Source organism: Sphingomonas natans (assembly GCF_030546695.1).
Taxonomy (GTDB): Bacteria; Pseudomonadota; Alphaproteobacteria; order Sphingomonadales; family Sphingomonadaceae; genus Sphingomonas_I; species Sphingomonas_I natans.
Window position 1 is genome coordinate 49913 of sequence record NZ_JAUOTP010000001.1, and the last position, 24418, is coordinate 74330.

The 24418-nt window shown below is 66.9% G+C and carries 22 protein-coding genes and 2 tRNA genes; 9 read left to right on the forward strand and 15 right to left on the reverse strand.

The features are described from left to right. Positions 1 to 50: 50 nt before the first annotated feature. On the reverse strand, positions 51 to 1145 hold the full coding sequence (locus tag Q4F19_RS00290; RefSeq protein WP_303539145.1) for a pyridoxal phosphate-dependent aminotransferase: 1095 nt from the start codon (positions 1143 to 1145) through the stop codon (positions 51 to 53). Between the two features lie 236 nt (positions 1146 to 1381). Between Q4F19_RS00290 and Q4F19_RS00295 the strand changes: the two genes are divergently transcribed. Further along, entirely contained in the window at positions 1382 to 3130 is a 1749-nt protein-coding gene (locus Q4F19_RS00295) for a DUF885 domain-containing protein (RefSeq protein ID WP_303539146.1), read from the forward strand. 182 nt (positions 3131 to 3312) lie between these two features. On the opposite strand, the gene Q4F19_RS00300 is transcribed toward Q4F19_RS00295, so the two are convergent. Beyond that, on the reverse strand, positions 3313 to 3735 hold the full coding sequence (locus Q4F19_RS00300) for a DUF4112 domain-containing protein (protein ID WP_303539147.1): 423 nt from the start codon (positions 3733 to 3735) through the stop codon (positions 3313 to 3315). 104 nt (positions 3736 to 3839) lie between these two features. On the opposite strand from Q4F19_RS00300, the gene Q4F19_RS00305 reads away from it, so the two are divergent. After that, a complete protein-coding gene (locus tag Q4F19_RS00305; RefSeq protein ID WP_303539148.1) occupies positions 3840 to 4100 on the forward strand; it encodes a hypothetical protein in 261 nt (86 codons plus the stop codon). A gap of 27 nt (positions 4101 to 4127) precedes the next feature. On the opposite strand, the gene Q4F19_RS00310 is transcribed toward Q4F19_RS00305, so the two are convergent. The 6 genes from Q4F19_RS00310 to aroA form a co-directional block, all read right to left on the reverse strand. After that, positions 4128 to 4213, reverse strand: a tRNA-Leu gene (locus tag Q4F19_RS00310). 34 nt (positions 4214 to 4247) lie between these two features. Next, positions 4248 to 4535 (reverse strand): integration host factor subunit beta, encoded by a 288-nt coding sequence (locus tag Q4F19_RS00315; protein ID WP_303539149.1) that lies wholly within the window; start codon positions 4533 to 4535, stop codon positions 4248 to 4250. Between the two features lie 149 nt (positions 4536 to 4684). Beyond that, a complete protein-coding gene (gene rpsA, locus Q4F19_RS00320) occupies positions 4685 to 6421 on the reverse strand; it encodes a 30S ribosomal protein S1 (protein ID WP_303539150.1) in 1737 nt (578 codons plus the stop codon). Positions 6422 to 6645: 224 nt separating this feature from the next. Further along, on the reverse strand, positions 6646 to 7281 hold the full coding sequence (cmk, locus tag Q4F19_RS00325) for a (d)CMP kinase (RefSeq protein ID WP_303539151.1): 636 nt from the start codon (positions 7279 to 7281) through the stop codon (positions 6646 to 6648). After that, positions 7278 to 7529, reverse strand: coding sequence for a CBU_0592 family membrane protein (locus Q4F19_RS00330; protein WP_303539152.1), 252 nt, complete (start codon positions 7527 to 7529; stop codon positions 7278 to 7280). Before Q4F19_RS00330 ends, cmk begins: the two co-directional genes overlap by 4 nt. Further along, positions 7526 to 8854, reverse strand: a complete 1329-nt coding sequence (gene aroA / locus Q4F19_RS00335) for a 3-phosphoshikimate 1-carboxyvinyltransferase (protein ID WP_303539153.1) — start codon at positions 8852 to 8854, stop codon at positions 7526 to 7528. The genes Q4F19_RS00330 and aroA overlap by 4 nt, the downstream gene beginning before the upstream one ends. 118 nt (positions 8855 to 8972) lie before the next feature. On the opposite strand from aroA, the gene Q4F19_RS00340 reads away from it, so the two are divergent. After that, a complete protein-coding gene (locus Q4F19_RS00340; protein ID WP_303539910.1) occupies positions 8973 to 9284 on the forward strand; it encodes a TIGR02300 family protein in 312 nt (103 codons plus the stop codon). 135 nt (positions 9285 to 9419) lie between these two features. After that, positions 9420 to 9495 (forward strand) — tRNA-Ala (locus Q4F19_RS00345). A gap of 58 nt (positions 9496 to 9553) precedes the next feature. Here Q4F19_RS00345 and Q4F19_RS00350 read toward each other — a convergent pair. Together Q4F19_RS00350 and Q4F19_RS00355 are read right to left on the reverse strand one after the other, a co-directional pair. Further along, positions 9554 to 10138: an alpha-ketoglutarate-dependent dioxygenase AlkB gene (locus tag Q4F19_RS00350; RefSeq protein WP_303539154.1), complete on the reverse strand. Its 585-nt coding sequence runs from the start codon at positions 10136 to 10138 to the stop codon at positions 9554 to 9556. Positions 10139 to 10194: 56 nt separating this feature from the next. Beyond that, positions 10195 to 10923 (reverse strand): FadR/GntR family transcriptional regulator, encoded by a 729-nt coding sequence (locus Q4F19_RS00355; protein ID WP_303539155.1) that lies wholly within the window; start codon positions 10921 to 10923, stop codon positions 10195 to 10197. Between the two features lie 123 nt (positions 10924 to 11046). On the opposite strand from Q4F19_RS00355, the gene Q4F19_RS00360 reads away from it, so the two are divergent. The 4 genes from Q4F19_RS00360 (at position 11047) to Q4F19_RS00375 (ending at position 16214) form a co-directional block, all read left to right on the forward strand. Beyond that, positions 11047 to 12744 (forward strand): GH39 family glycosyl hydrolase, encoded by a 1698-nt coding sequence (locus Q4F19_RS00360; RefSeq protein WP_303539156.1) that lies wholly within the window; start codon positions 11047 to 11049, stop codon positions 12742 to 12744. Positions 12745 to 12892: 148 nt separating this feature from the next. Next, a complete protein-coding gene (locus tag Q4F19_RS00365) occupies positions 12893 to 14170 on the forward strand; it encodes an MFS transporter (protein WP_303539157.1) in 1278 nt (425 codons plus the stop codon). Then, a complete protein-coding gene (locus Q4F19_RS00370; RefSeq protein WP_303539158.1) occupies positions 14167 to 15345 on the forward strand; it encodes an L-rhamnonate dehydratase in 1179 nt (392 codons plus the stop codon). Before Q4F19_RS00365 ends, Q4F19_RS00370 begins: the two co-directional genes overlap by 4 nt. Further along, complete coding sequence (locus tag Q4F19_RS00375) at positions 15342 to 16214, forward strand: NAD(P)-dependent oxidoreductase (protein WP_303539159.1); 873 nt, start codon at positions 15342 to 15344, stop codon at positions 16212 to 16214. The genes Q4F19_RS00370 and Q4F19_RS00375 overlap by 4 nt, the downstream gene beginning before the upstream one ends. Before the next feature lie 12 nt (positions 16215 to 16226). On the opposite strand, the gene Q4F19_RS00380 is transcribed toward Q4F19_RS00375, so the two are convergent. The 5 genes from Q4F19_RS00380 to Q4F19_RS00400 form a co-directional block, all read right to left on the reverse strand. Continuing rightward, positions 16227 to 17033, reverse strand: coding sequence for an IclR family transcriptional regulator (locus Q4F19_RS00380; RefSeq protein ID WP_303539160.1), 807 nt, complete (start codon positions 17031 to 17033; stop codon positions 16227 to 16229). A gap of 1 nt (position 17034) precedes the next feature. Then, positions 17035 to 18387: a glycoside hydrolase family 88/105 protein gene (locus Q4F19_RS00385; protein ID WP_303539161.1), complete on the reverse strand. Its 1353-nt coding sequence runs from the start codon at positions 18385 to 18387 to the stop codon at positions 17035 to 17037. Then, complete coding sequence (locus Q4F19_RS00390) at positions 18384 to 19583, reverse strand: hypothetical protein (protein WP_303539162.1); 1200 nt, start codon at positions 19581 to 19583, stop codon at positions 18384 to 18386. The genes Q4F19_RS00385 and Q4F19_RS00390 overlap by 4 nt, the downstream gene beginning before the upstream one ends. Positions 19584 to 19741: 158 nt before the next feature. Then, positions 19742 to 20860, reverse strand: coding sequence for a PKD domain-containing protein (locus Q4F19_RS00395; RefSeq protein ID WP_303539163.1), 1119 nt, complete (start codon positions 20858 to 20860; stop codon positions 19742 to 19744). 15 nt (positions 20861 to 20875) lie between these two features. Then, the gene (locus Q4F19_RS00400) at positions 20876 to 23224 is read right to left on the reverse strand and encodes a pyrroloquinoline quinone-dependent dehydrogenase (protein WP_303539164.1); all 2349 of its coding nucleotides are present in this window, start codon (positions 23222 to 23224) and stop codon (positions 20876 to 20878) included. A gap of 166 nt (positions 23225 to 23390) precedes the next feature. Here Q4F19_RS00400 and Q4F19_RS00405 point away from each other — a divergent pair, with 166 nt between their 5' ends. Further along, a complete protein-coding gene (locus Q4F19_RS00405; protein WP_303539165.1) occupies positions 23391 to 24374 on the forward strand; it encodes an amidohydrolase family protein in 984 nt (327 codons plus the stop codon). Positions 24375 to 24418: the final 44 nt, after the last annotated feature.

The following is a 24418-nucleotide window of genomic DNA, read 5'->3' on the forward strand; positions in this document are numbered from 1 at the left end:
CAAGCGGGGGAAGGGCGGTTCGCGGCCTGCCGGCCTCCATCGCATCGATCTCAGGCTCGGCGCAGTTCGTCCTCGATGATTGCCAGCGCAGGAGCGATCCCGTCGGTCTGGGAGCCGAAGCCGATGCGCATGTGATCGGGCATGCCGAAACAGTCTCCGGGCGCGAGGAGCACGCCCCGCTCGGCCATCCGCTCGCAGAAGGGGCGGCTGTCGCGGCCGTCGCGGAACCAGGGAAAGGCGATGAGCCCGCCCTGGGGCGGCACCCAATTGAGGATGTCGCGCATTCGCGTCATGAACGACCGCAGCTCCTCCAGATTGGCGGACGCGACCCGGGTCGTGCGCTCCAGGATCGCGCGGCGGCTTCGCATCGCCTGCAACCCCAGCGCTTCCAGAACGGGAGAGCCGCTCCACGCGATATAGCTGCGGGCACGGATCATGCTCTCCCGCCGCTTCGCATCGGCATCGATAACCCAGCCGAGGCGGAGCCCGGGCATCGAGAGCGCCTTCGACATGTCGCCGGTGACGATCACATTCTCGATACCGGCGGCCGAGGGGCGGGGATCCCCGAAATAGATCGGATGGAACACCTCATCGACCACAAGCGGCACGCCTTTGCCGGCGAGCGCCCGCGCCAGCGACCGGCACTCCGTCGGCTCGATCACCGCCCCGCTCGGATTGTGCGGGCAGTTGGTCATCGCCGCGACGGTCCGGCCGTCGGCCAGGGCCGCGACCTGCGCGAGATCGATGCCGAAGCCCCGCTCGCGCGCCAGCGGATAGGAACGGGGATCGAGATGGACGAACCGCGCCGTGCCGGCGAAGGCGGCATAACCGGGCATCGGCAGCAATACATTGCCGCCGGGCCGCGAGAGGACCGACAGCAACAGCAGGAGCGCTTCCGCCGCGCCCGTCGTCAGCACCACCCAGTCCGGATCGACATCGTGATGGGCCGCGATCTCGGCCCTCAGCGCGGCCGCGCCGGCCGTGGGCGCGTAGCTCAGCGGATGCTCCGCAAGATCGGGCTCGCCGCCGCACAAGCGCAGTAGCTCGCGCATCGTCCAGCGCGGACCGGCGCTTCCCGCCAGATTGAACGAAAGATCGCGCGGGCGTTCGAGCCACTCGTTCAGCAGGAATGGCGGCAATTCCATCCGCACGGTCTCCTTTCAAGAGCATCATCCTGAGATGATCGTCGTCAGCCGAGGCTCTCCCGGAATCGTGGCACCAATGGGACGTTTTCGCGGCGTCCGTCGCCGGGCCTTCCGCCGCATGCGAGAAGCTGCGAGGGTCGGGCATCTCGGCACGCCGCCCGCATCCTGCCCTTCCGGAGATCGTCTTGCGCCTCTTGCCCGTCCTGCTCTCGACTGCCCTACTGTCCACGATTCTTTTGGCCTCTACTCCCGTCGCCGCCGCACCGGGAGCCGAGGACGCGAAGCTAAAGGCGCTATTCACCGCCAGCGACGAGGCCGGTCTGCGTCGCAACCCGATGTCCGCGCTCTATCGCGGCGATCTGCGCTATGCGGGCAGCATCGGCGATCCTTTCACCGACGCGCACGAAGCCGCCGAATGCGCGGCCAGCGAAAGCGACCTGAAGGCGCTCCGCGCAATCGATCGCGCCGCATTGAGCGCGGTCGATCGCATCGCCTATGACGTGTTCGACACCGACACCGCGATCGATCTGCGCCAGTGCCGCGATCCGGACCTACGCACCTCGTTCGAGGTCCGCCCGATCAACCATTTCTACGGCTTCCACCTGAGCTATGCGGAGCTCGCCTCGGGGCAGGGGGCGGCGCCGTTCCGCAGCTTGATCGATTACGAGAACAACCTGAAGCGCAACCGCGAGTTCGCCGGCGCGATCGATCGGATCATCGGCCGCTTCCGCCAGGGCATGCAGCTCGGCATCGTCGAATCGAAGCTGACGACGCGCAACATGATCGAGCAGCTGGATCTCCAGATCGGCAAGGGCGTCGAGGGATCGATCTATGCCGAGCCGGTCGACGGGATGCCGGCCACGATCCCCGCATCCGATCGCGCGCGGATCAGGGCCGAGCAGCTCGCGCTGATCCGCAGCCAGATGCTCCCCGCGCTCGTCCGCCTGCGCGATTTCCTGCGCGATATTTATCTGCCCGCCGCGCGCGAGGGCGTCGGCCTGTCGGCGATGAAAGGCGGCGACAAGGTCTATGCCTATCTGATCCAGCGCAGCACGACGCTGCCGCTGACCGCCGCCGAGGTCCATCAGATCGGGCTGGACGAGGTCGCGCGGATCCGCGGCGAGATGGCGATCGCGGCCAAGGCGGCGGGCTTCAAGGGGACGCTCGCCGAGCTGTTCGCCTACATGCGCACGGACAAGAGCTTCCAGCCCAAGAGCGTCGAGCAATTGCGTCTGGGCTTCCAGGCGATCCGCGCCCGCGTCGAGGCGCGCATCGGCGAGCAATTCTCGACGCTGCCCAAGGCCCCGCTCGACATCCGCGCGACCCCCGCCTTCAAGGAGAAGAGCGCGGCCGGCGGCGAATATATGCGCGGCACCGCCGATGGCACGCGCCCCGGCATCTTCTTCTACAACGGTTACGATCTGCCCTCGCGCTATCTGTGGGAGGACGAGACCCTGTTCCTCCACGAGGGCGAGCCCGGGCATCATTTCCAGATCAGCCTCGCGCAGGAGAATGCCGATCTCCCAAATTTCATGCGCTATGGCGGCAACACCGCCTTCGTCGAGGGCTGGGCACTCTACGCCGAGAGCCTCTGGAAGGAGCTCGGCATGGAGACCGACCCCTGGCAGCGACTGGGCGGGCTGAACGACGAGATGCTGCGCGCGATGCGCCTCGTCGTCGATTCCGGCATCCATGCGGACGGCTGGGATCGCGCGCGATCGATCCAGTATATGCTCGACAATTCGCCCGAGGCGGTGACTGACGCGACCGCCGAGGTCGAGCGCTACATCGCGATCCCGGGGCAGGCGCTTGCCTACAAGATGGGCCAGCTCACCATCTCGCGTCTCAAGGCCAAGGCGATGACCGAGCTCGGCGCGAAGTTCGATCCGCGCGAATTCCACGCCCAGGTGCTGATGTCGGGCGCACTGCCGCTGCCCGTGCTGGAGAAGAAGATCGACGACTGGATCGTCGCGAAGAAGGGGTGAGGCGCACGCTACCTCGCCCGTTTGGTTCGAGCTTGTCAGCACGCAGAGGGATCGAGCGAAGTCGAAAGCTCGTGCGAGATGTGCCGGCTTCTCGACTTCGACCGAGCCTACCGACTTCTCGACAAGCTCGAACCTAACGGGATGGAGGATCGAGCTACGCAGCCGCCGGGAGAGCGGCGCCGTCAGCCCTCGACGATCACCGTCGCCGGATGATGCCGGTCGAGATGCTTGCGGATGATCTTGAGGTTGCGGCTGTTCGATCGGAAGAACAGATCGGGCACCGCGCCGACCCAGGGGATCGCGCCGAGCAGAAAATCGAAGCCGACATTTCCTGCCATGCGCGCCATCTGCCATTTCGACATGCCGAGGTTGCGCGCCTCCCAGACCATCCAGCCACCCAACGCCGCCGCAATCGCGCTGCCGGCGACGGGGATGAGATCGAGCACGACGTCGAGCCCGACCTGACGGTTGAGCCCGGGGATGACGAACATCCGCTCGAGCAAAGCTTCCATCGTCTCGACCCGCTTGCGGACCGAGGCGGGATCGCGGCCAAGGCCGGGCAGGCTGTCCGCCAGCGCATGATAGGGACGCGTCGTTCCGGGCACGGCATTTCTCCTGTCCGGCAAGAGCGCGCGGCGCCCGCGCAGGTTCCCTCCGCGCCGCGCGGCATGGCTTGCCAAAGCCGCTCGCGCGGTGGAAGTCGGCGCCGATGTCCTTCTTCTCCACGATCCTCTGCCGGCTCGGCTTCCACATGCGATCACGCCGCAAGGCCAAGCAGACCGAGGCCGGCTGGAAGAGCGTCTGCCGTTCCTGCGGCGAGCCGATGATCAAGCTGAAGGGCGGCGACTGGCGCGTGATGCTGAAGGCGCCGGGCCCCAGCCGCGCCGAGCGGCTCAAGCAGCGCGAGGCCGAAGCGCGCCGCCGCCGGATGCCGCCGCCGCGCCGGCGCAGGCCGGGCGACCGCGCCTAGCGCGCGCCGGAGCGTCGCGCTCGGGGATGGTGCGGACGGCGGGACTTGAACCCGCACTCCTTACAGGAAACCGATTTTAAGTCGGCAGCGTCTACCGATTCCGCCACGTCCACCACGTCTCGCTTGAGACGGGAAAGCGCAGGCCCGTCAATCGTCCTTGATGTTCAGCCGCGCGCGCATTTCCTTGCCGGGCTTGAAATAGGGGACACGCTTGGCGTCGACGTCGACGGGTTCGCCGGTACGCGGATTGCGGCCCGTGCGGGCGTCGCGCGCGCGGGTCGTGAAGGTGCCGAAACCGCGCAGTTCGACCCGGCCACCCGAAGCGAGGCGCGCGGTGATCGCGTCGAAGATGCAGGTCACGATTCGCTCGACCTCGCTCCCGGCGAGATCGGGATGGTCACGAGTAAGAGCGGCCACAAGCTCGGATCGGATCACGCGAGCGTCCCCCTTCTCGTTCGCGAATCAGGGACCGACCGACCCCCCACGGATCGATCCAGTACCGTAACGGACTATGCCCGGTCCGTTGACACAGATCAACATGCTGACGCGGAGAGCGGCGGTAAACCGCTCTCCGCGCCGGTTGATCAGCCTTCGTCGCGCGCCTTGAGCGCCGCGCCGAGAATGTCGCCCAGCGACGCGCCCGAGTCGGACGAGCCATATTGCTGCACGGCCTGCTTCTCTTCGGCCATCTGCATCGCCTTGATCGAGAAGGTCGGCTTCTTCGAACGATCGAAGCCCGTCACCATCGCATCGAACTTCTGGCCGGGCTGATAGCGCTCCGGACGCTGCTCGTCGCGATCGCGGCCGAGGTCGCTGCGCTTGATGAAGCCATGGACGCCATCGTCGCCGACCTGCACGTCGAGCCCGCCGTCACCGATCGCCAGAACCGTGACCGTGACGATCTGGTTCTTGTTGACGCCGCTGCCGCTGCTGCTGCCGCCGCTCTGGCCGCCCGTTGCAGGTGCGGTCGAGGCGCCGGCACGCTCCAGCTGCTTGATGCCGAGGCTGATGCGCTCCTTCTCGGGATCGATATCGAGCACCTGCGCGGTGATCGTCTCGCCCTTGTGGTGCATCGCGAGGGCTTCCTCGCCGGTCACGCCCCAGGCGATGTCGGACATGTGAACCATGCCGTCGATGTCGCCGTCCAGGCCGATGAACAGGCCGAACTCGGTCGCGTTCTTGACTTCGCCCTCGACGGTCGAGCCGATCGGGTGACGCTCGGAGAACGAATCCCACGGGTTCGACTGGGCCTGCTTGAGGCCGAGGCTGATGCGGCGCTTCTCTTCGTCGACCTCGAGGATGACGACTTCCACTTCCTGCGAGGTGGAGACGATCTTGCCCGGATGGACGTTCTTCTTCGTCCAGCTCATCTCGGAGACGTGGACGAGGCCCTCGATGCCGCTCTCCAGCTCGACGAACGCACCATATTCGGTGATGTTCGTGACGCGGCCGGTGAACTTGCCGCCGACCGGATATTTGGCGCCGGCGCCTTCCCACGGATCGCTCTCGAGCTGCTTCATGCCGAGGCTGATGCGCTGCGTGTCGCGGTTGATGCGGACGATCTGGACGCGGACCGTGTCACCGATGTTGATGACTTCGCTCGGGTGATTGACGCGCTTGTAGCTGATGTCGGTGACATGCAGCAGGCCGTCGATACCGCCGAGATCGACGAACGCACCATAATCGGTGATGTTCTTGACGACGCCGTCGACGACCTGGCCCTCGGCCAGGCTCTGGATGAGGCCGGTGCGCTGCTCGGCGCGCGTCTCTTCGAGGACGGCGCGGCGCGACACGACGATGTTGCCGCGGCGGCGATCCATCTTCAGCACTTGGAAGGGCTGCGGGATGTCCATCAGCGGGGTCACGTCGCGGACCGGGCGGATATCGACCTGCGAACCGGGCAGGAAGGCCACGGCGCCGTTCAGGTCGACGGTGAAGCCGCCCTTCACGCGACCGAAGATCACGCCGTCGACGCGGTTGCCGGCGGCGAACTCGCCTTCCAGTTTGTCCCAGGCGGCTTCGCGGCGTGCGCGGTCGCGGCTGAGCATCGCTTCGCCATGGCTGTTCTCGACGCGGTCGACATAGACTTCGACTTCGTCGCCCACCTTGAGCTCTGCCTTCACGCCGGGCGCGGGCGCGAATTCGCGCAGCGGCACGCGGCCTTCGGACTTGAGGCCGACATCGATGACGGCAACGTCATTCTCGATGGCGGTGACGGTGCCCTTGACGACACGGCCTTCGAAGCCGTTATTCTCACCGCCGAGGGTGTCGTTCAGGAGCGCCGCGAAATCGTCGCGGGTGGGGAATGCCACAGTGGCCATAAGCAGTTCTATTCCTCGTAGTGTCGTTCCGGCCGTCCGGTTGTCTCCGGAGGTCTTCAGCCGATCTGCCGCCGGGGCCTCATGCCCGGGCGACATCCATTCAGGCGCTCGCTCGTGTCGACCATTCGGGACTTCGCGCACAGCAGCGTCGCATGACGCCAATAGCGAAAAGGCGCGCCACACCGGCTCCTTCGAAAGGAATCGGGTTGCGCGCCATCAGGGCATCAGTCGTTTGCCGCTGTCCTGATCCGGGCCTCCACGAGCGCAAGCGCCCGCTGGACGGCCGCGTCTATACCCAAATCGCTGGTATCGAGCAAGGCGGCGTCCTCCGCCTTGCGGAGCGGGGCAGCCGAGCGCGCGGAGTCGCGTTCGTCGCGCGCGCGGATGTCGTGAAGGACCGCCTCGAGATGGACCGTGAGGCCGAGCCCGGTCAGCTCGCGATGGCGGCGCTCGGCGCGGACTTCGGCGCTGGCCGTCACGAACAATTTGGCGTCGGCATGCGGCGCGATGACGGTGCCGATGTCGCGTCCGTCGAGCACCGCGCCGCCGGGCTGACCGGCGAAATCCTTCTGCCGCTGGAGCAGCGCCGCGCGCACCTCCGGATAAGCGGACACCTGGCTCGCGGCCTTCGCGGCGGCTTCCGACTTCAGGCCCGTATCGTCGAGCATGTCGTCGGTGAAATGGCAGGCGGCTAGAGCATCGTCGGGCGAGGCGGGGTCGCCACCCGCGCGCAGCACGCCGAGGCCGACCGCGCGGTAGAGCAGGCCCGTATCCAAATGCGGCAGCCCGAAATGGCGCGCCAGCGCCTTCGCGATCGTGCCCTTGCCCGATGCGGCGGGTCCGTCGACGGCGATGATCATGCCTTCGCCCTCGTCATCCACACCTTCGCCAGTCCGAGCAAGGCGATGATGCTCCACACGATCTCGAGCAGCATCGAGGCGAGGTTAAAATGGACGAGCAGCGACGCGATCAGCAGCAATGAGCCGACGAGATTGAGCAGGTTGAACAGCAGGAAATCGACCGACTTCGCCATGTTGCTATAGGCGTAGGCCACGACCATCAGCGCACTGCCGACCAGTCCGATCGCATCGGCGAGCATCGGGTTCATGCGTCGGCCCCGAGGCTGTGCATCAGGGGCATGAAGGTCGGGAAGCTGGTCGCGACGGGCGACATGTCGTCGATCTCGACGGGCGCCGACGAGACCAGGCCGGCGATCGCGAAGCTCATCGCGATGCGATGATCCAGTTCGGCCGCGATCGTCGTCCCGCCATTGGTCGAGAAAGGCGCCCCGCCGCGGCCTTCGATGACGAGACCGTCCTCGGTCTCCTGCACTTCCACGCCCAGCCGGGCGAGGCCGCGCGCCATGAGCGCCAGCCGATCGCTTTCCTTGACGCGCAGCTCCTCCAGCCCGCGCGTCACCGTCCGGCCTTCCGCGAGCGCGGCAGCGACGAACAGGATCGGGAATTCGTCGATCATGCTGGGGGCGATGTCGGGCGGCACCTCGATCCCGGTCAGCGTGGAATGGCGCGCGCGGATATCCGCGACCGGTTCGCCGCCGACCGTCCGCTCATTCTCGTAGGTCAGATCTGCGCCCATCGCGCGCAGCACTTCATAGATGCCGGCGCGCGTCGGGTTCAGGCCGACATTCTCGACGACGACGTCGGAGCCCGGCACCAGCAGGGCTGCGACGATCGGGAAGGCGGCGGAGGAGGGGTCGCCCGGGACGATGATCTGCTGCGGCCTGAGTTCGGCCTCGCCGCGGATCGAGATCAGACGCGCGCCGTCAACTTCCTCGACCGTCAGTTCGGCGCCGAAGCCGCGCAGCATCCGCTCGCTATGATCGCGCGTGGCGATCGGCTCGATCACGCGCGTGATCCCCGGCGCGTTGAGTCCCGCGAGCAGCACCGCCGATTTCACCTGCGCCGAGGCGACCGGCAGGCGATATTCGATCGGCACCGCGGGGCACAGGCCGTGGACCATCAACGGCAATCGACCGCCGGGCGAGGCGCTGAACGTCGCCCCCATCCGCGAGAGCGGTTCAATCACGCGGCCCATCGGACGCTTGGACAGCGAGGCATCGCCCACGAACGTCGCGGTGATGGCGTGGCTGGCGACAAGCCCCATCAGCAGCCGCGTCGACGTGCCAGAATTGCCCATATCGAGCGCATTGCCCGGCTGGAGCAGCCCGCCGACGCCGACGCCCGAGACGTGCCAGACGCCGTCCGCGTCGCGCTCGATCGTCGCGCCCATCGCGCGCATCGCCGCTGCGGTGGCGAGCACATCCTCGCCCTCCAGCAGGCCCTCGATGCGGCTTTCGCCGATCGCGAGCGCGGACAGCATCAGCGATCGGTGGCTGATCGATTTGTCGCCGGGGACGCGGATACGGCCGCGAAGCGGGCCCGCCGCCTTGAAGCGGGCCGGTTGAGAGCTCATCTGAGACATGGGCGCGGCTTTGACAGCGGCCCTCCGTCATGGCAAGGCGCCCGCCGATCAGATCGGCCCGGCCGTCTCGCGCCGCCGATCGTTCCCTATAAGCCGGAGCATGAAAAACGTGGTCAAACCTGAGTGGGGCGCCAAGCGCACCTGTCCGAAGTGCGGCACCCGCTTCTACGATCTCGGCAAGTCCGATCCCGTCCACTGCGTGGAATGCGGGACCAACTTCGAGCCGGACACGGTCCTGAAGTCGAAGCAGCCGCTGCCGTTCGATGCGCCCAAGCCCGTCAAGGCCAAGGAAGAGACCGACGATCTGGTCGAGAGCCTGGATGTCGATGAGGAAGAGGAGCCGAACGCGGACGACGATGTCGATCTGGGCGGCGACGACGATATCGGCGTCGATACCGCGTCCGAGGAAGACGACCAGTAATTTTTATCCGTCGCAAGGCCTGGCGAAATCCGGGCCTTGCGACGCATGGCGCGCTGCTCTAGGGAGCGCTCCACACCGCCGCCGGCACCCATCCGGCGGTTTCGTCCAAGGCCTTTTCCGAAAGGCTCAAGGCGCGGGGCCGTAGCTCAGCTGGGAGAGCGTCGCGATGGCATTGCGAAGGTCTGGGGTTCGATCCCCCACGGCTCCACCACCTTCATCTTCTTGAAGATCCACCCCTTGCAGCGGCAAGGGCGGCGCGATCGCGCTGCTTAGCGCCGCAGCGCCGCCAAGCCCTTTGCGGAGAGGCTGCGGAACGTGATCGACCAGCGCGTCACGTCCATCTCCGCGATGCTATGTTCCCACAGATGCCGTGCCTCGCCACTGAGGTGATAGATCGAACGCGGCGGTAGAAGCACGTTCATCCGATCGAAGCCGCCGGGCTTGCGCCGGCGAAAGCGCAACGTCGCCGGCACGCCGAGCGAGATTCCCACGACATGCTCGAATACCGGCCGGTCACGATGCCAGCCGATGCCGGCGCCCGGATCGTAGCGAATCAGCAGCGCCTGTACGAGATCGTCGGCTGGCAGGCCCGCAAAGCCGGCCGCGGCGGCGCGGACCGGTAGCAGCCACTCGGGCAGCGGCGTCGTCGGGCCGAAATCGGCGCTGTCGAAATCGTAGCGCCAGCCGAACGAGGCGGTCACGCGCTTGCCGAGCCACCCCTGGAAGCGGAACGGCGTCAGCTCCACCTCGTCGATCCGCGCGATCAACGCGCGTTCGGCTTCGGGCGTGACGAGCTCCGGCTGGAGGCGCAGCCCGCTCGCCAGCGGCGGCGCGAAAAGATCGTCTTGCAGCATGAGAGGCGATCGGCTGGGGAAGGACAGTCCGTAATGTAGGAGGCCGCGCCGCGGTTCTACAGCCCGGTGTCGCCCAGCGCGCGTTCGACGAGTTCGGTCATCTTCGCGCGCGCGCCCGCGGCGTCCCCATCGGCGATGGATTCGTAGAGGCTGCGATGGTCGGGGAGGGGATCGCGCAGGTCCGTCCGGTTGCGCCGCGCATAGATGGTCGTCCACTTCACCGCCGCCGCGATCGAATTGGAGAGCGTGATCAGAGGCTCGTTGTGCGTCGCCTCCAGGATGATGTGGTGGAACGCCTCGTCGGCCGCGCGCCCGGCGGGCGTCTCCAGCCCCAGCCGGCCCATCTCTTCCAGCGCATGCCCCATGCGCGACAGCTCCGCGCCGGTGCGCCGCCGCGCCGCGAGCGCGGCCGCCTGCGGCTCGACGATCATCCGCAACTCGAAGATGCTGCGCACGAATTCGTCGCTCGGCCCGGCGACGAACATCCAGGCAAGCACGTCGAGGTCGAGCATGTTCCAGCGCTGGCGATCGGTGACGCGCGTGCCGCTTTTGGTGCGGCTCTCGACGAGCCCCTTGGCGGCGAGCGTGCGCACCGCCTCGCGATAGGCGCCGCGCGAAATGCTGAGGTCGCTGCTCGAGCGGCTCTCGGCGGGCAGCGCCTCGCCGGGCAGGAATTTGCCGCCGACGATCGCGATGCCGAGATCGCGCGCGATCGTCGAGTGGATCTTGGCGCGGCGCGCCTCGATCGCCGCAGGCTCTACCGAGAAGGAACGGTCGTCGGTCATGTTCCGATATGTAGGACCAGATACGACGCGGGAAATCAATCCTTACGGAATCAGCGCCCATCTCGGGGTTGCGCGATCCGCGCATCGGCGTAAATCTAGTCCTACAAATAGATTCGGAGAGAGATGCTCATGATGCTGTCGGTGAAGGCTCGCCTCATGGCGGCCACGCTCGGCCTGGTGCTGTCGGCAAGCGCGTCTGCGCAGACCGGCGCGAGCTTCCCGGTCAGCGTTTCGGTCGATGCCGCGCGCAAGGTGGCGGATCTGCCGCCCGTGTGGCGCTTCTTTGGCGCGGACGAGCCCAATTATGCGACGATGAAGGACGGCGTGAAGCTGCTCGATCATCTGGGTGCCTTGCGGAAGGGCGACGTCTACTTCCGCGCGCACAATCTGCTGAACACGGGCGACGGCACCGCCGCGTTCAAATGGGGCAGCACCAACGTCTATACCGAGACCAAGGACGGCAAGCCGATCTACAATTGGGCGCTCGTCGACAACATCATCGATGCGTATCGCGCCGCGGGAATCCACCCCTATCTGCAGATCGGCTTCATGCCGCAGGCGCTGTCCAGCGCGCCGAAGAACACGCCCTATCGGCACAGCTGGCGGCCGGGTTTCCCGTACAAGTTGATCGAGGGCGCGTGGAACATGCCGCCCAAGAATTACGACAAGTGGCGCGAGCTCAATTATCAGTGGACGCTCCACAATATCGAGCGATACGGCCGCGCCGAAGTCGAGAAATGGTATTTCGAGGTCTGGAACGAGCCCAACGGCGAATCCTATTGGAAGGGGACGCCCGAGCAATTCTACAAGATGCACGATTATGCGGTCGCCGGCATCCGTCGCGCGCTGCCCAATGCGCGCGTCGGCGGACCCGATGCGGCGGGTGCGGGCGGCACGTTCATGGACGGCTTCCTCGCGCACGTCGCGCGCGGCAGGAACGAAGCGACCGGCGAGACGGGGACGCCTACCGACTTCCTCGCCTTCCACGCCAAGGGCCGTCCGACCTTCGTCGACGGTCATGTCCGCATGGGTATCGCCACGCACCTGCAGGTCGTCGAGGCGGGCTTCGCCAAGATCGCCGCCGTGCCGGAGATGGCGAAGAAGCCGATCGTGATCGGCGAGAGTGATCCCGAGGGCTGCGCGGCCTGCCCGGGGCCGGCCAACGCCTATCGCAACGGCACGATGTATTCGAGCTACACCGCCGCCAGTTTCGCGCGCATCTGGGAGCTCGCGCGCAAGCATCAGGTCAATCTCGACGGCGTCGTCACCTGGGCGTTCGAATTCGAGGACCAGCCCTGGTTCGCGGGCTATCGCCAGCTCGCCACCAATGGCGTCGATCTGCCGGTGCTCAACGTCTTCCGCATGTTCGGCCAGCTCGGCCCCGATCAGGTGCAGGCGACGAGCAGCGGCGAATTGCCGCTCGAGACGATCAAGGCGGATGGCGCAGGCAAACAGGCCGATGTCGGCGTGCTCGCGACGCGCGGGCCGGCCGGCAAGGTCGCGGTCCTGTTATGGAATTATCATGACGATGACGTGCCCGGCCCGGATGCGGCGGTGGGCCTCGCGCTGAAGGGCCTCGGCGCAGGCAAGGCGCGCAAGGTCACCCTGCTCAGGGTCGATCCGGCCAATGCCAACGCCTTCACCGCGTGGAAGGCGATGGGATCGCCGCAATCCCCCGACGACAAGCAATATGCCGCACTCGAGCAGGCCTCGCGGCTGCTGCCCTCGCCACCGCAGACGCTCGCGGTGAAGAGCGGCGCCGCCACGCTCGACCTGCGCATCCCGCGCCAGGGCGTGATGCTGGTTTCGATCGAGCCGTGAGGGTGGGGCGCGCCTGTCTTTCCCACCCCGCGCATCCTGAGGAGCTGCTGAGCTTGTCGAAGCAGCGTCTCGAAGGACCAGTGCCGTCCTTCGAGACGGGCCTTCGTCTCCGCTACGCTTCGCTCAGTCGCTCCTCAGGATGAGCGGGGTGGTGATAAGCGGGGGCTTCGGTACTGGCACCACGAAGCGCTGGTCGGTCGCGCTCGTCATCGCCGCCGCGATCGCGATCTCCTATCTCGATCGCCAGACATTGCCGTGGGCAATCAAGAACATCCAGGCCGATATTCCGATCAGCAATCAGGTGAAGGCTGCGCTCGATAGCGCGTTCCTGCTCACCTACGGGCTCATGTATCTCGGCGGCGGCTGGCTGCTCGATCGCGTCGGCACGCGGCGCGGCTTCCTCATCGTGATGACCTTCTGGTCGCTGGCCTGCGCCAGCCATGGCCTCGCCGGGGGCGTGATCGCGCTCGCCGCGAGCCGGCTGCTGCTCGGCATGGGCGAGGGCGGAGGCTTTCCCGCCGCGACGCGCGCCGTCGCCGAATGGTTTCCGCCAAGCGATCGCGCCACCGCGATCGGCATCATCAATGCCGGCACGGCGGTGGGCGCGGTCGTCGCCCCGCCTATGATCGCCGCGATCCTGCTGCATGGCGACTGGCTCGGGCTGGCAAGCTGGCGCTGGGTCTTCTTCGTCACCGGCGGGCTAGGGCTGGCTTGGGCGCTCTGGTGGGGGCTCACCTATTTCACGCCCGCCACCACGCACGCCGAGGCGGCCGAGACGCCCGACGCAGATCCGATCGGCATCGGCCAGTTGCTCGCGCATCGCGAGGTGCTGGGCGTGATGGGCGCCAAATTCCTCAGCGACGCGGCCTGGTATTTCTATCTGTTCTGGTTGCCCAAATATCTGTTCGAGGCGCGCGCCTTCGATCTTAAGCAGGCCGCCACGATCGGCTGGATTCCCTATGCCGCCTCGGGCGTCGGGAGCCTGTGCGGCGGCTATCTCTCCAGCCGCCTGCTGCGCGCGGGCCTGTCGGTCAACGCCGCGCGCAAGACCGCGCTCGGGATCAGCGCGGCCTGCATGCCTTTCGTCATGCTCGTGCCGCACGTCCCCTCGATCGGGCTCGTCATCTTCCTGTTCAGCCTCGCCTTCTTCGGGCAGCAGAGCTGGTCCACCCTGGTGATGACGCTGCCCACCGATCTCGTGCCCCATCGCGCGCTCGGCAAGCTCGCCGGGCTCGTCGGCATGGGCGGCGCGTTCGGCGGCGTCGTCATGGGGCAAACCGCCGGCTGGATGCTCGATCACGGCTTCAGCTACGGCCCCGTCCTCGCCATCGCCGCCTCGCTCCACGTGATCGCCTTCGCGCTGATCTGCGTCGCGATCCCGTCCATCCGTCCCCTCGATTTCAGCCGAAAGGTTCTGCCGCAGTGAAGATTACCGAAGTCCGCACCCGCGTCGTCCAGTGGGCGGGCGATACACTGCCCTTGCCCCCGCATTTCTGCACCAATCCGATGGATCTGGTGTCGCCGATGCTCTCGCCCGAAACGATGGGCACCTTCACCTTCCACGGCTGGCTGATCGTCGAGATCATGACGGACGACGGCCTGGTCGGCATCGGCAATGCCGCGCTCTCGCCGCTCGTCACTAAGCAGATGATCGATCTCTATCTGGCGCCTCTGCTGATCGGCCAGAATCCGTGGGACAGCGAATTCTTGTGGCAGCACATGTATCGCAAGACGATGGCATTCGGGCGCAAGGGCGTGGCGATGGTCGCGATCAGCGCGGTCGACATCGCGCTCTGGGATCTGATGGGGAAGTCGGCCAAGCAGCCCTGTTTTCGGCTGCTGGGCGGGCGCACCAAGGCGAAGATTCCGGTCTATGCGAGCCGGCTCTACTCGATCCCGCTCGATGAGCTCGCCGCCGAGGCCGCGAAGTACAAGGCGGAGGGCTACAAGGCGATGAAACTGCGCTTCGGCTGGGGGCCGGTCGACGGTGCCGAGGGCATGGTCCGCAATGTCGAACTGGTCCGCACCGTGCGCGAGACGGTCGGCGACGGCGTGGATATCATGGCCGACGCGTACATGGGCTGGAGTCTCGATTATGCGAAGCGAATGATGCGGCTGATCGAGCCGTTTAATTTGCGCTGGCTGGAAGAGGCGATCATCCCCGACGACATTCACGGTTATGGGGAACTGCGCCGCTTCGGAAGCACGCCGATCGCCGCGGGCGAGCATGAGCATACGATCTACGGCTTCCGCCAGATGATCGAGGCGAAGGCGGTCGATTATATCCAGTTCGATACCAACCGCGTCGGCGGGATCAGCGCCGCGCGCAAGATCGTCGCGCTGGCAGAAGCGCATTCGATCCCCGTCGTCCCGCATGCCGGGCAGATGCACAATTACCATGTCTCGATGGCGAGCCTGAACTGCCCGATCTCGGAATATTTTCCGCCCGTCGATGTCGAAGTCGGCAACGAACTGTTCTGGTACATCTTCAAGGGCGAGCCGATCGCGCAGGACGGTTTCATCGATCTTGACGACGATCTGCCCGGCCTCGGCCTAGAGATAGACGAAGCCGCTCTCTCCCAGTTCAAGGTGACCGAATGACCAAGGTAGCGTTTTTGGGCCTGGGGACGATGGGCGCGGGCATGGCCGGGCAGCTCCTCGCCAAGGGCTTCGATCTCACCGTCTGGAACCGCAGCGCCGAAAAGGCGGCGTCCCTCGCGGCCGAGGGCGCTTCGGTCGGCGCGACGCCGGCGCTTGCGGCGGCCGGCGCGGACATCGTCATCTCGATGCTCGCCGACGACAGCGCCTCCCGCGCGGCGTGGCTCGGCGAGGAGGGCGCGCTCGCCGCGATGGCCGAAGGCGGCCTCGCGATCGAATGCAGCACGGTCACCGCCGAATGGGTGAACGAGCTGGCCGCGGCGGGCGCGGACAGGAGCATTGCCGTCCTCGATGCGCCCGTCACCGGCAGCAAGGCGCAGGCGGCGTCGGGGGGGCTCCGCTTCCTCGTCGGAGGCCCTGTCGAGGCGCTCGATCGCGCGCGCGGCGTGTTCGATGCGATGGGCAACGAGATTCTGTCCTGCGGACCGACCGGCAGCGGCGCGCTGCTGAAACTGCTCAACAATTATCTGTGCGGGGTCGAGGTCGCCGCCTTGGCCGAGGTCATCGCCTTCGCCGAACAGGCCGGGCTCGATGTCGGCATGGCGATCAAGGTCATCGCCGAAGGCGCGCCCGGCAGCCCGATCGTCAGGACGCTCGCGCAGCGCATGACCGGGCGCGATTACACGCCCCATTTCTTCCCGGCGCTCATGGCCAAGGATGTGCGCTATGCGGGCGAGGCGATGGCGCGCGAAGGCATGCCCTCGGCTTTGGCGCAGGCGGCCGAAGCGCGCTTCCTCGCGGCGGACGAACAGGGCTTCGGCGCGCTCGACATCGCGACGGTCATCGAGCCGCTCAGGCGCGCGAAGCACTGACGATAGGGAGCCTTAGCCGGCTCCGTCCCCGGCGGGGCCGTCCGCCGGGGTCCAGCCCAGCGCCCGGCTGATCGCCGCTGCGGCCGCGCGGACGCAGGGCGCCAGCGTCTGCATCCGGTGTTCGCCGAGATACTGGCCGGCGCTCGCGATGCTGATCGCGGCGACGATCTTGCCGCCGACGTCGCGGATCGGCGCGGCGATCGCGTGGATGCTGTCGGGCGGCGGGCCGACGTTGAGCACATTCCCCATCGCCGCATAGCCGTGCATCTCGGCGAGCCAGTCGGGCAAAGCGGCGGCGACATCGGACGCCTCATAGGCCGAGCGCAATGCCGCCGGCGAGGCGTCGAGCAGCAGTGCCTTGCCGAGGCTCGTCTCCGCCAGCCGACGCCGCGTCCCCGGCGCGGTCGTCACCGCTACCCGCTCGTTGCCCGCGCTGCGATGAAGGTGGACCGAATAATCACCGTCCCGCCGCCCGAGGAACGCCGAGTGCCCGGTCTCCGCGGCGAGATCGTCCAGATGCCGCCGCGCGATCAGCAGCAGATCGATCTGCTCCTGCGCGCAGGAGCCGAGTTGCAGCAGCTTCGGCCCGGCATGAAATTCGCCCGACGCTGAGATGGCGACGAAGCGGCGGTCAGCCAGCGCCTGCACCAGCCGCCACGTCGTCGTCTTGGACAGCCCCGACTGGCGCAGCAGGGCGGGCATCCGCATCGGCTGGGCGACGATACGCTCCAGCATGTCCAGCCCGCGCTCCAGCGTCTGCGCGCCGACGGTGCCGGCGCGCTTCTCGGTCTCGGTCTGCAGGAGCGTGTCCTCCGACATGTTACTTCTTTAGCGGAGGATCGAAGGAAAGGTCGATCATCGCCTGCCTTTCCTCCTGCGATCGCGCCCAGTCTGCGATCTGCTCGGGCGTTGCTCCGGCGGGCTTCGGCCGCAGCGCGATCGGCAGGCGGACCGGCCCCGGCGGATCGCGGCGCGGCTCGGCCGACGGAAAGGCGGTGAAGCCTTTGCCGAGGTCCATCACCTCGACGCCGGCCAGCAGGAAGGCTCCGGTCCCGTACAGCGCATGATCGTCCGCGGCCGATGGCACGGGCTGGTCACCCGCGCGCTGCGCGAAGCCGAGCAGTCCGTTCGGCTGGACCTTCGCCGCGAGCCCCGACCAGGCGCGCTCGACGCGCGGCAGATAGGCCTTGCGATCGAGCACGCCATGATTGACGCCCCACGCCATCGCATAAGCGAAGAGCGCGGCGCCCGTCGTCTCCGGGCCCGAAGGGTCGGTTGGATCGAGCAGGTTGGCGGTCCACAGCCCGTCTTCCTTGCGCTGCAGCTGGGAGACCCGATCCATCAGCGTCCGGAACGTCGCGATATAGCGCGCGCGCGACGGATGATCGGCGGGGAGCGTGTCGAGCAGCCGCGCGAGCCCGGCGGCGACCCAGCCATTGCCCCGGCTCCAGAAGAGGGGCTGGCCGCCCCGCGTCTTGCGCAGCGGAAAGCGTTCGTCGCGCCAGAACAATTTGTGCTCGGGCGACCACAGTCGATCATAGACGTGCCACCATTGCGCATCCATCGCCTTCAGATAGCGATCGTCGCCGGTCTGGACCGACAGGCGCGCGAAGACCGGCGGCGCCATGAACAGCGAATCGCACCACCACCAGACGAGCTTGCCCGGCGGCGGCGGCGTTTCGAGCAGCGCCAATTGACCATCGAGCCGGTCGCGCAGCGGCGCGATCTCGCCGGCCTCGCCGCTGCGCGCGGCAAGCTCCTCATAGACTTCGCCGATCGCGACATTGTCGGCGTCCATCATATTGTGCGGCGACCAGGCGCCGAGCAGCCCGAAATTATAATGTTCGGCCACCTCGCGCAGATAGGCCTGCGCGCCTGCCTCGTCCGAGACGCGGGCGAGGCGGCCGAGTCCGATCAGGAACGTCGCCGAGATCCAGTTGACCGTCACTCCGCCGGATCGTTCGCGGGGGATGTGGAGCGGCTGCGCGGCCAGCGCCGCGATCTGCGCGGCCGCCGTATGGTTGAGCACCGCGAGCACGCGATCGGGGGCAGGCACGGCCTGCGGATCGAAGCGAAACGCCTCGGCGCGATAGGTCAGTGGCGCGGCGGCTGGGGCCGGCGTCGCGATGGTGGCAAGGAGCAGGGCGACGATCAGCGTCTTCTTCGCCGTCACTTGGCGATCGTCCCTGTCGCGGTCTTCTGGAGCGCCCAGGCGGGCAGCGGCACTGTCATGAGATCGAGCTTCTTTCCTTGGCTGAGCATTCCGGACTGGATGAGGATGCGGGTCCCATCCGGACTGAAATCACCATGATTGTGATCGGGCTTCATCTGGTGCCCGGTCGAGAGCATCGTCCGCTGGCCGTTGGTGCGATCGAGCAACCAGACCGTCCCGTTCCAATCATCGGCCAACCCCCAGCGCCCGTCGGGCGTCGCGCCGGAATGCCAGAAGCTGCGCCCGTCCGTCCAGTTGGTCTGTCCGAGATTCTCGGTCGTGCCGTCGCGCAGCGAAACGACGATCACGCCCGACATATGCTGTCTCAGCTTCGGCGTGTGGCCCATGAGATTGAACATCACATGGTCCCTGTCGATGAACACCTCGTGCGTGACCCAGTCGTCGGGAAGCTCGGGATAAAGCGGGCGGTTGCCGCTGCCGTCGGCGCGGACGATCCACATGCGCTGCGGCGCATCGCCGCCCGTCTCCCAGCAATAGAGGATCTCGCCCGGGACCCACGGATTGGCCTGGACGTGGCCCATGCGGAACGGCGCGTCGATCACCGTGCGCCACGCGCCGGTTTTCAGATCGAGCGCGCGGACGCCGCCGGGCACCTGCGGGACGGGCTGGCCGGGCGGACGGGGCGGTGCCTCGGACCGGGACACGCCGAAATAGGCGGTCTTCTCGTCGGCATCGAGCGTCCACCCACCCGAATCGCGATAGTCGGCGGGCAAGGTGGCGATGCGGCGCTCGAAGCGACCTGTGCCCTTCCTGCCCGCAGCGGCCAGCCTAAACACGGCGTCGAGATCGACCGCGTAGAGGCTCCAGCGGCCATCGCTCTTGCGCAGATAGAAGAGCTCGTTGGTCAGCCGCGCGACATTGAGCGAGCCCGTCATCACGTCTGGTCCGTCGGTCAGCTGGACGATGCTGCCGCTGGCCTCATCGACCGCGAACGCCTGCGCGTTGCCGTCCGCCGAGCGCTTCGACGAGCGGAAGATGATGTGGCGGCCGTCATGCGCCCATTGCGGATGCGTCTGGTAGATCTTGGAATCGCCGCCCGCAGGATCGTCGGTGAGCAACTGAAGCTGCGCGCCAGCGACCTTGTCGACGACGATCCGCTTCTCGGACGGAAAGGCGCGGCCGACATCGTTCGCCATCACAGGGGCTGACAGCGAGATGGCGGCGATCGACGCCAGCCATAACCCGCTAGTCCTGAGCTTGTCGAAGGATCGTCCTTTTCGTCCAACCTGCGAGCCGAAGGAGCAGGACAGTGCTTCGACAGGCTCAGCACGAAGGGAAAACGGGGAAAGTTTTTTCATCGTAGCTGTACGTCCCACACCTTGGACCGGCGCGACGTGCCATCCGGCCCGGTGACGTCGAGGATCGTGACGAAGCTACCGGGCTTGGCGAAGGCGTGGATCGGATGCTGTTCGGTCGAGCTGGTTCCATCGCCGAAATCCCAGTGCCAGCCGGTGGCCTTGCCGACGCTGTCGTCATGGAAGGCGACGAGGCGGCGATCCATGTCGACGACCTTCCAGCTCCAGCGCGCTTCGAGCTTGGCGTTCTCGATCGGCATCAGCTTGAACAGCGGGAGGTCCGAGGCAAGGCCGAACATCGGGCGCTGGGTGGAAAGCGACCAGAAGCCGTTCTTCGCGTCGGTCTTCACGTCGTCATAGTCGATGACGATCCAGCCGAGCGCGATCAGTGCATCCTCGCGCAGTTTCGACTCCACCGATCGCTCCGGACCTTCGGGATCGGCATGGTCGAACGGCGTGATGTAGAATTCGAGGCGGTAGGTGCCGCTTTGGCCCGGCGTGAATTTGTAGCTCTGCGCCGCATTGGCGAAGGGGAAATTCTTGATCCACGTCGGCGAGCCCCACGCCATCGCCCAATCCTTGTCCTTGTGCGGGGTCATGATGTGGTAATTCTGCGCCTGGACGCCGTGGCTATACCAGTGCGTGAGCGAGCCGGGCACGCGCGGATCGGTCTTCGACGCGCGCTGGCCGACCCATTCGGGCTTCCAGATGTCCTGGTGCTGGACGTCGATCAGCGGCCCGCCGGTGAGATCGGCATCGACGACGACCTCGAACGTGTCGTTGTGGAGGCCGGGCAGCGAGAAATCCCAATAATCGTCCTTGGCTTCGTAGAGGAAATAGAGGCGGTTGAGGCCTTTCACCCAGCCGACCTTGACGCGGATGTTGAGCGTCTTGTCCGGATTGTGGTGGCCGCCGTCCTGATCGGTCATCTGGTCCTGGCCGACGACATAGCTTTCGGGGACCATGTCCCAGTCGGAGAACTCGCCGTCGATGCGCGGGATCCTGTCCTGCGGGAACTGAAAGACCTTGTAGGTGGTCTGCGGCTTGTCGAACGCCGCAGCGGGCGCCGTCACCACCGCGCCGGCAAGGGCGGCTGCCGCTACGAATTTGCTGAGCATCTTGAGCCTTGCCTTCTATTTCTTCGCATCGAGCCGGAAGGCGACGATGGCATCACCCTGCGGATCCTTGAGCGAGCCGCCGCCGGCCGGGATCACGACATATTGGTGCCCGTCGCGGCCGCGATAACTGAGCGGGGTCGCGTGTCCGCCCGCGGGCAGCCTGGTCTGCCAGACGAGCTTGCCGGTGTGGACATCGAATGCGCGGAACATCTCGTCCTGCGTCGCGGCGACGAAGACGAGGCCGCCGCCGGTGGCGAGCGTGCCGCCGATATTCGGCGCGCCTAGTACGATCGGCAATCCGAGGCGAAGCCCGAACGGGCCGCTCGCGCGCGCATCGCCGAGCGGGCGCGTCCAGACCGTCCGCCTCGTCTTCAGGTCGATCGCGCTGATCTCGCCGAAGGGTGGCTGCTGGCAGGGCACGCCCAGCGCCGAGAGAAACGGCCCCCAGTGGACGGCATAAGGCGTCCCGGCCATCGCGCCGCCGGGCGCCGAATGCCCGCGCGGATCGACCTTGGGGACCAGCCCCTCGCGATCGGCCTGTTCGCGCGAGATGAACTGGTCGCGATCCGCTAGATGGTTCGAGTTGACGATCAGTAGCCCGCGGCCCGCATCGATCGAGACGCTGCCCCAATCGATGCCGCCCAATTCGCCCGGATAGCGGATCGTCGGCGTCATCCCCATCGGCGTGTACATGCCGCCATAGACGGAGCGACGGAACGCGATCCGGCACGAGAGCTGATCGAAGGGCGTAAGGCCCCACATCGTCCCCTCGGTCAGATCGCCGCGGAACGGGCTCGGCATGCCGACCGAATAAGGCTGGGTTGGTGATGGACGCTCGCCCGTGGCCGAGGCGGGCGGTGCGCGGCGTTCCTCGACCTGGGTGAGCGGCTTGCCGGTCTGCCGGTCGAGCACGAACAATTGCTCGGTCTTCGTGGCGAGGATGATCGCCGGGACGGTGCGATCGCCGACCGGGAAATCGACGAGAGCGGGCTGCGCGGCGAGGTCATAATCCCACAGATCGTGATGCACGGCCTGGAAGGTCCAGCGGACCGCGCCCGTCGTGACATCGATCGCGACGAGCGATGTCGAGAAGCGATCGGTGCTGGCAGGGCGTTTGCCGCCGAAGAAATCGGGGCTGCCATTGCCCATCGGGACGAAAACGAGATTCAGGCGATCGTCGCCGCTGAAGACCGTCCAGGCATTGGGCGTGGAGTGCGTGTAGATCGTCCCGGGGGCGGGCGGCTGGGTCGCATCGGGCTTGGCGGCGTCGAACGCCCATTTCAGCCGCCCGGTGACCGCATCATAGCCGCGGATCACGCCCGGCGGCACCTCGGTCGACTGGTTGTCGACGACATAAGCGCCGATGACGGCGGTGCCGTTGACGATCGTCGGGGGGGAGGTCGGGTGGGTCCAGCCTTGCGGAATCTTGCCGAGGCCGGTGAGCAGATCCGCGCGGCCGCCGTCGCCGAAGCTTCGGCAGAAGGCGCCCGTTTTCGCATCGAGCGCGATCAGGTGATTGTCGATCGTGCCGGCGAGGATCCGGGTGGAGCATTCGGCGGTGCCGACGGGTGCGCGGAAGAAGGTCACGCCGCGGCAGGCGGGGTGGCCGCCGGATGAATCGCGGTTGAGCGTATCGCGTCGCCAGACCTGCCTGCCCGTCACCGGATCGAGCGCGAAGATCCTGTTGAAGGCGGTGCAGCCATACACCAGCCCATCGGCCATGATCGGATTGAGCTGGAGACCGCCGCGGCGCTTGCCGTCGGGCGAGCGCAGGCCGCTATGATAGACCCATGCCTCGCCGAGCCGACCGACGCTCGCGGGGTTGATCTCGGCGAGGGGAGTATAACGATTGGCGGCGCGGTTGCCGTAGCTCGGCCAGTCGAGGTCGCCCGAGGCGGTGGCGTTGGGACGGGGCAGGACGCCGCTGCCGTCGATGTGCGCGCCGCCGATGAGCGGCGCGAGCAGGACCACCAGCGAGATCGCCGCGATCGTGCCAAGCACCAGGCGCGGCGCGCCGCTCCTCCGGACGTTCCGGAAGGCGAGGAGCAGCAGGATCGCGAGACCGATCAGGAAGGCGAGGCGGGGCATCAGCGCCCAGAAGTTGAACCCGCCTTCATAAAGCGCCCAGCCAAGGCTTGCGGCGAGCAAGGCCGCCATCAGCCATAGTGCCGCTACGCGCCGGCGAACCATCAGCACCGCGCAGGCGAGTAGCGCGGCGCCGGCGAGGAGATAATAAGCCGAGCCGCCCAAAGTCAGCAGCCAAAGCCCGGGTACGGCCAGTGCGGCGCCGCTGAGCGCAAAGAGTAGTACGCCGATCCAGATCAGCCAGGGTCGACCCCTCGGTGCGCCTTCCTGCCGGATCATCCCGCTTTTCTCCCATCGCGCTTATATTTGGAGCGGTGCTAGACTGCGCCGGCCCGGCCTGCATCCTTGGATCGATCCCCGGTTCTCACTGGGTGAGAGGTCGATCGCGATGGCGGTTGGCGTCGCCGGCTCGGGGCTGGCAGCGTTGCGCGCAACGGAGAGAATGATGATGGGGATCGGAGAGGGGATCGGGCGGCGCGAGCTGCTGATCGGCGGCGCGGCGACATTGGCGGCGGCGACGGCGGGCAAGGCCGCCGGGCGCGCGATACCGATCATCGACACGCATATCCACCTGTTCGATCCCAATCGGCCGCAGGGCGCGCCCTATCGCGGCCCGCGCAATTCGCCGACTTACGAAAAGGGCGCGTTTCCGGCTGATTATGCGGCCCTCGTCCGGCGCCATGATGTCGTCGGCGCGATCGAGGTGGAGGCCAGCGCCTGGATCGAGGACAATCTGTGGGTGCTGGAGACGGCGGCGCGCGATCCGATCATGATCGGCACGATCGGCAACATCCCTCTCGAGACGGCCGGCTTCGACAAGATCGTCGCGCGCTTCGCCAAGGATCCGCTGTTCCGGGGGCTGCGCTACGGCAATCTGTGGGGTTACGATCTCGTCACGCAGAGCCGGGAGCAGAGCTTCCTGAACGGGCTCAAGCTGCTGGCCGACATGGATCTCGTGCTGGACACCGCCAATCCGCGGCTCGATCTGCTGCAGGCGGTGGTGCGGATCTCGGATGCCGTGCCGGGGCTGCGCATCGTGCTCGATCATCTGCCGCGTTTCGATCCCGAGCCGGCGGACCAGGCAGGCTATGATGCGGTCCTACGCGAGCTCGCGCAGCGTCCGACCGTGTTCGCCAAGCTTTCGGAGATCATTCATCCGTTGGCGGGGCGGACGGCGACGAACGTGGAGGCCTATCGCGATCGGCTACGGCTGCTGGCAGGCACGTTCGGCCCCGATCGAGTCATGTTCGGGAGCGATTGGCCTAATATCCTCCAGGATACGCCGCTCGATCAGGTATTCGCCGTCGCGCGCGCTTTCTATGCGGATCGGCCGATCGCCGAGCAGGAGAAGTATTTCTGGCGCAACTCGCTGGCCGCCTACAAATGGCAGCCGCGCACGCCCGCCCAAAGGCGCCTGACCAGTGGATGAATATCACGGGCTCGCTCTCACCTGCTGAGAGTGAACAGATGCCG

Excerpts from the sequence above, each read along its gene's own strand:
- Q4F19_RS00360 (WP_303539156.1), top strand. The coding sequence starts at position 11,047 with ATGCTCATGATGCTGTCGGTGAAGGCTCGCCTCATGGCGGCCACGCTC.
- Q4F19_RS00395 (WP_303539163.1), bottom strand. The coding sequence starts at position 20,860 with ATGCTCAGCAAATTCGTAGCGGCAGCCGCCCTTGCCGGCGCGGTGGTG.
- Q4F19_RS00390 (WP_303539162.1), bottom strand. The coding sequence starts at position 19,583 with ATGGCGAACGATGTCGGCCGCGCCTTTCCGTCCGAGAAGCGGATCGTC.
- rpsA (WP_303539150.1), bottom strand. The coding sequence starts at position 6,421 with ATGGCCACTGTGGCATTCCCCACCCGCGACGATTTCGCGGCGCTCCTG.
- Q4F19_RS00405 (WP_303539165.1), top strand. The coding sequence starts at position 23,391 with ATGATGGGGATCGGAGAGGGGATCGGGCGGCGCGAGCTGCTGATCGGC.
- Q4F19_RS00350 (WP_303539154.1), bottom strand. The coding sequence starts at position 10,138 with ATGCTGCAAGACGATCTTTTCGCGCCGCCGCTGGCGAGCGGGCTGCGC.
- Q4F19_RS00290 (WP_303539145.1), bottom strand. The coding sequence starts at position 1,145 with ATGGAATTGCCGCCATTCCTGCTGAACGAGTGGCTCGAACGCCCGCGC.
- Q4F19_RS00305 (WP_303539148.1), top strand. The coding sequence starts at position 3,840 with ATGTCCTTCTTCTCCACGATCCTCTGCCGGCTCGGCTTCCACATGCGA.
- Q4F19_RS00355 (WP_303539155.1), bottom strand. The coding sequence starts at position 10,923 with ATGACCGACGACCGTTCCTTCTCGGTAGAGCCTGCGGCGATCGAGGCG.
- Q4F19_RS00375 (WP_303539159.1), top strand. The coding sequence starts at position 15,342 with ATGACCAAGGTAGCGTTTTTGGGCCTGGGGACGATGGGCGCGGGCATG.
- Q4F19_RS00400 (WP_303539164.1), bottom strand. The coding sequence starts at position 23,224 with ATGATCCGGCAGGAAGGCGCACCGAGGGGTCGACCCTGGCTGATCTGG.
- Q4F19_RS00330 (WP_303539152.1), bottom strand. The coding sequence starts at position 7,529 with ATGAACCCGATGCTCGCCGATGCGATCGGACTGGTCGGCAGTGCGCTG.
- Q4F19_RS00380 (WP_303539160.1), bottom strand. The coding sequence starts at position 17,033 with ATGTCGGAGGACACGCTCCTGCAGACCGAGACCGAGAAGCGCGCCGGC.
- aroA (WP_303539153.1), bottom strand. The coding sequence starts at position 8,854 with ATGAGCTCTCAACCGGCCCGCTTCAAGGCGGCGGGCCCGCTTCGCGGC.
- cmk (WP_303539151.1), bottom strand. The coding sequence starts at position 7,281 with ATGATCATCGCCGTCGACGGACCCGCCGCATCGGGCAAGGGCACGATC.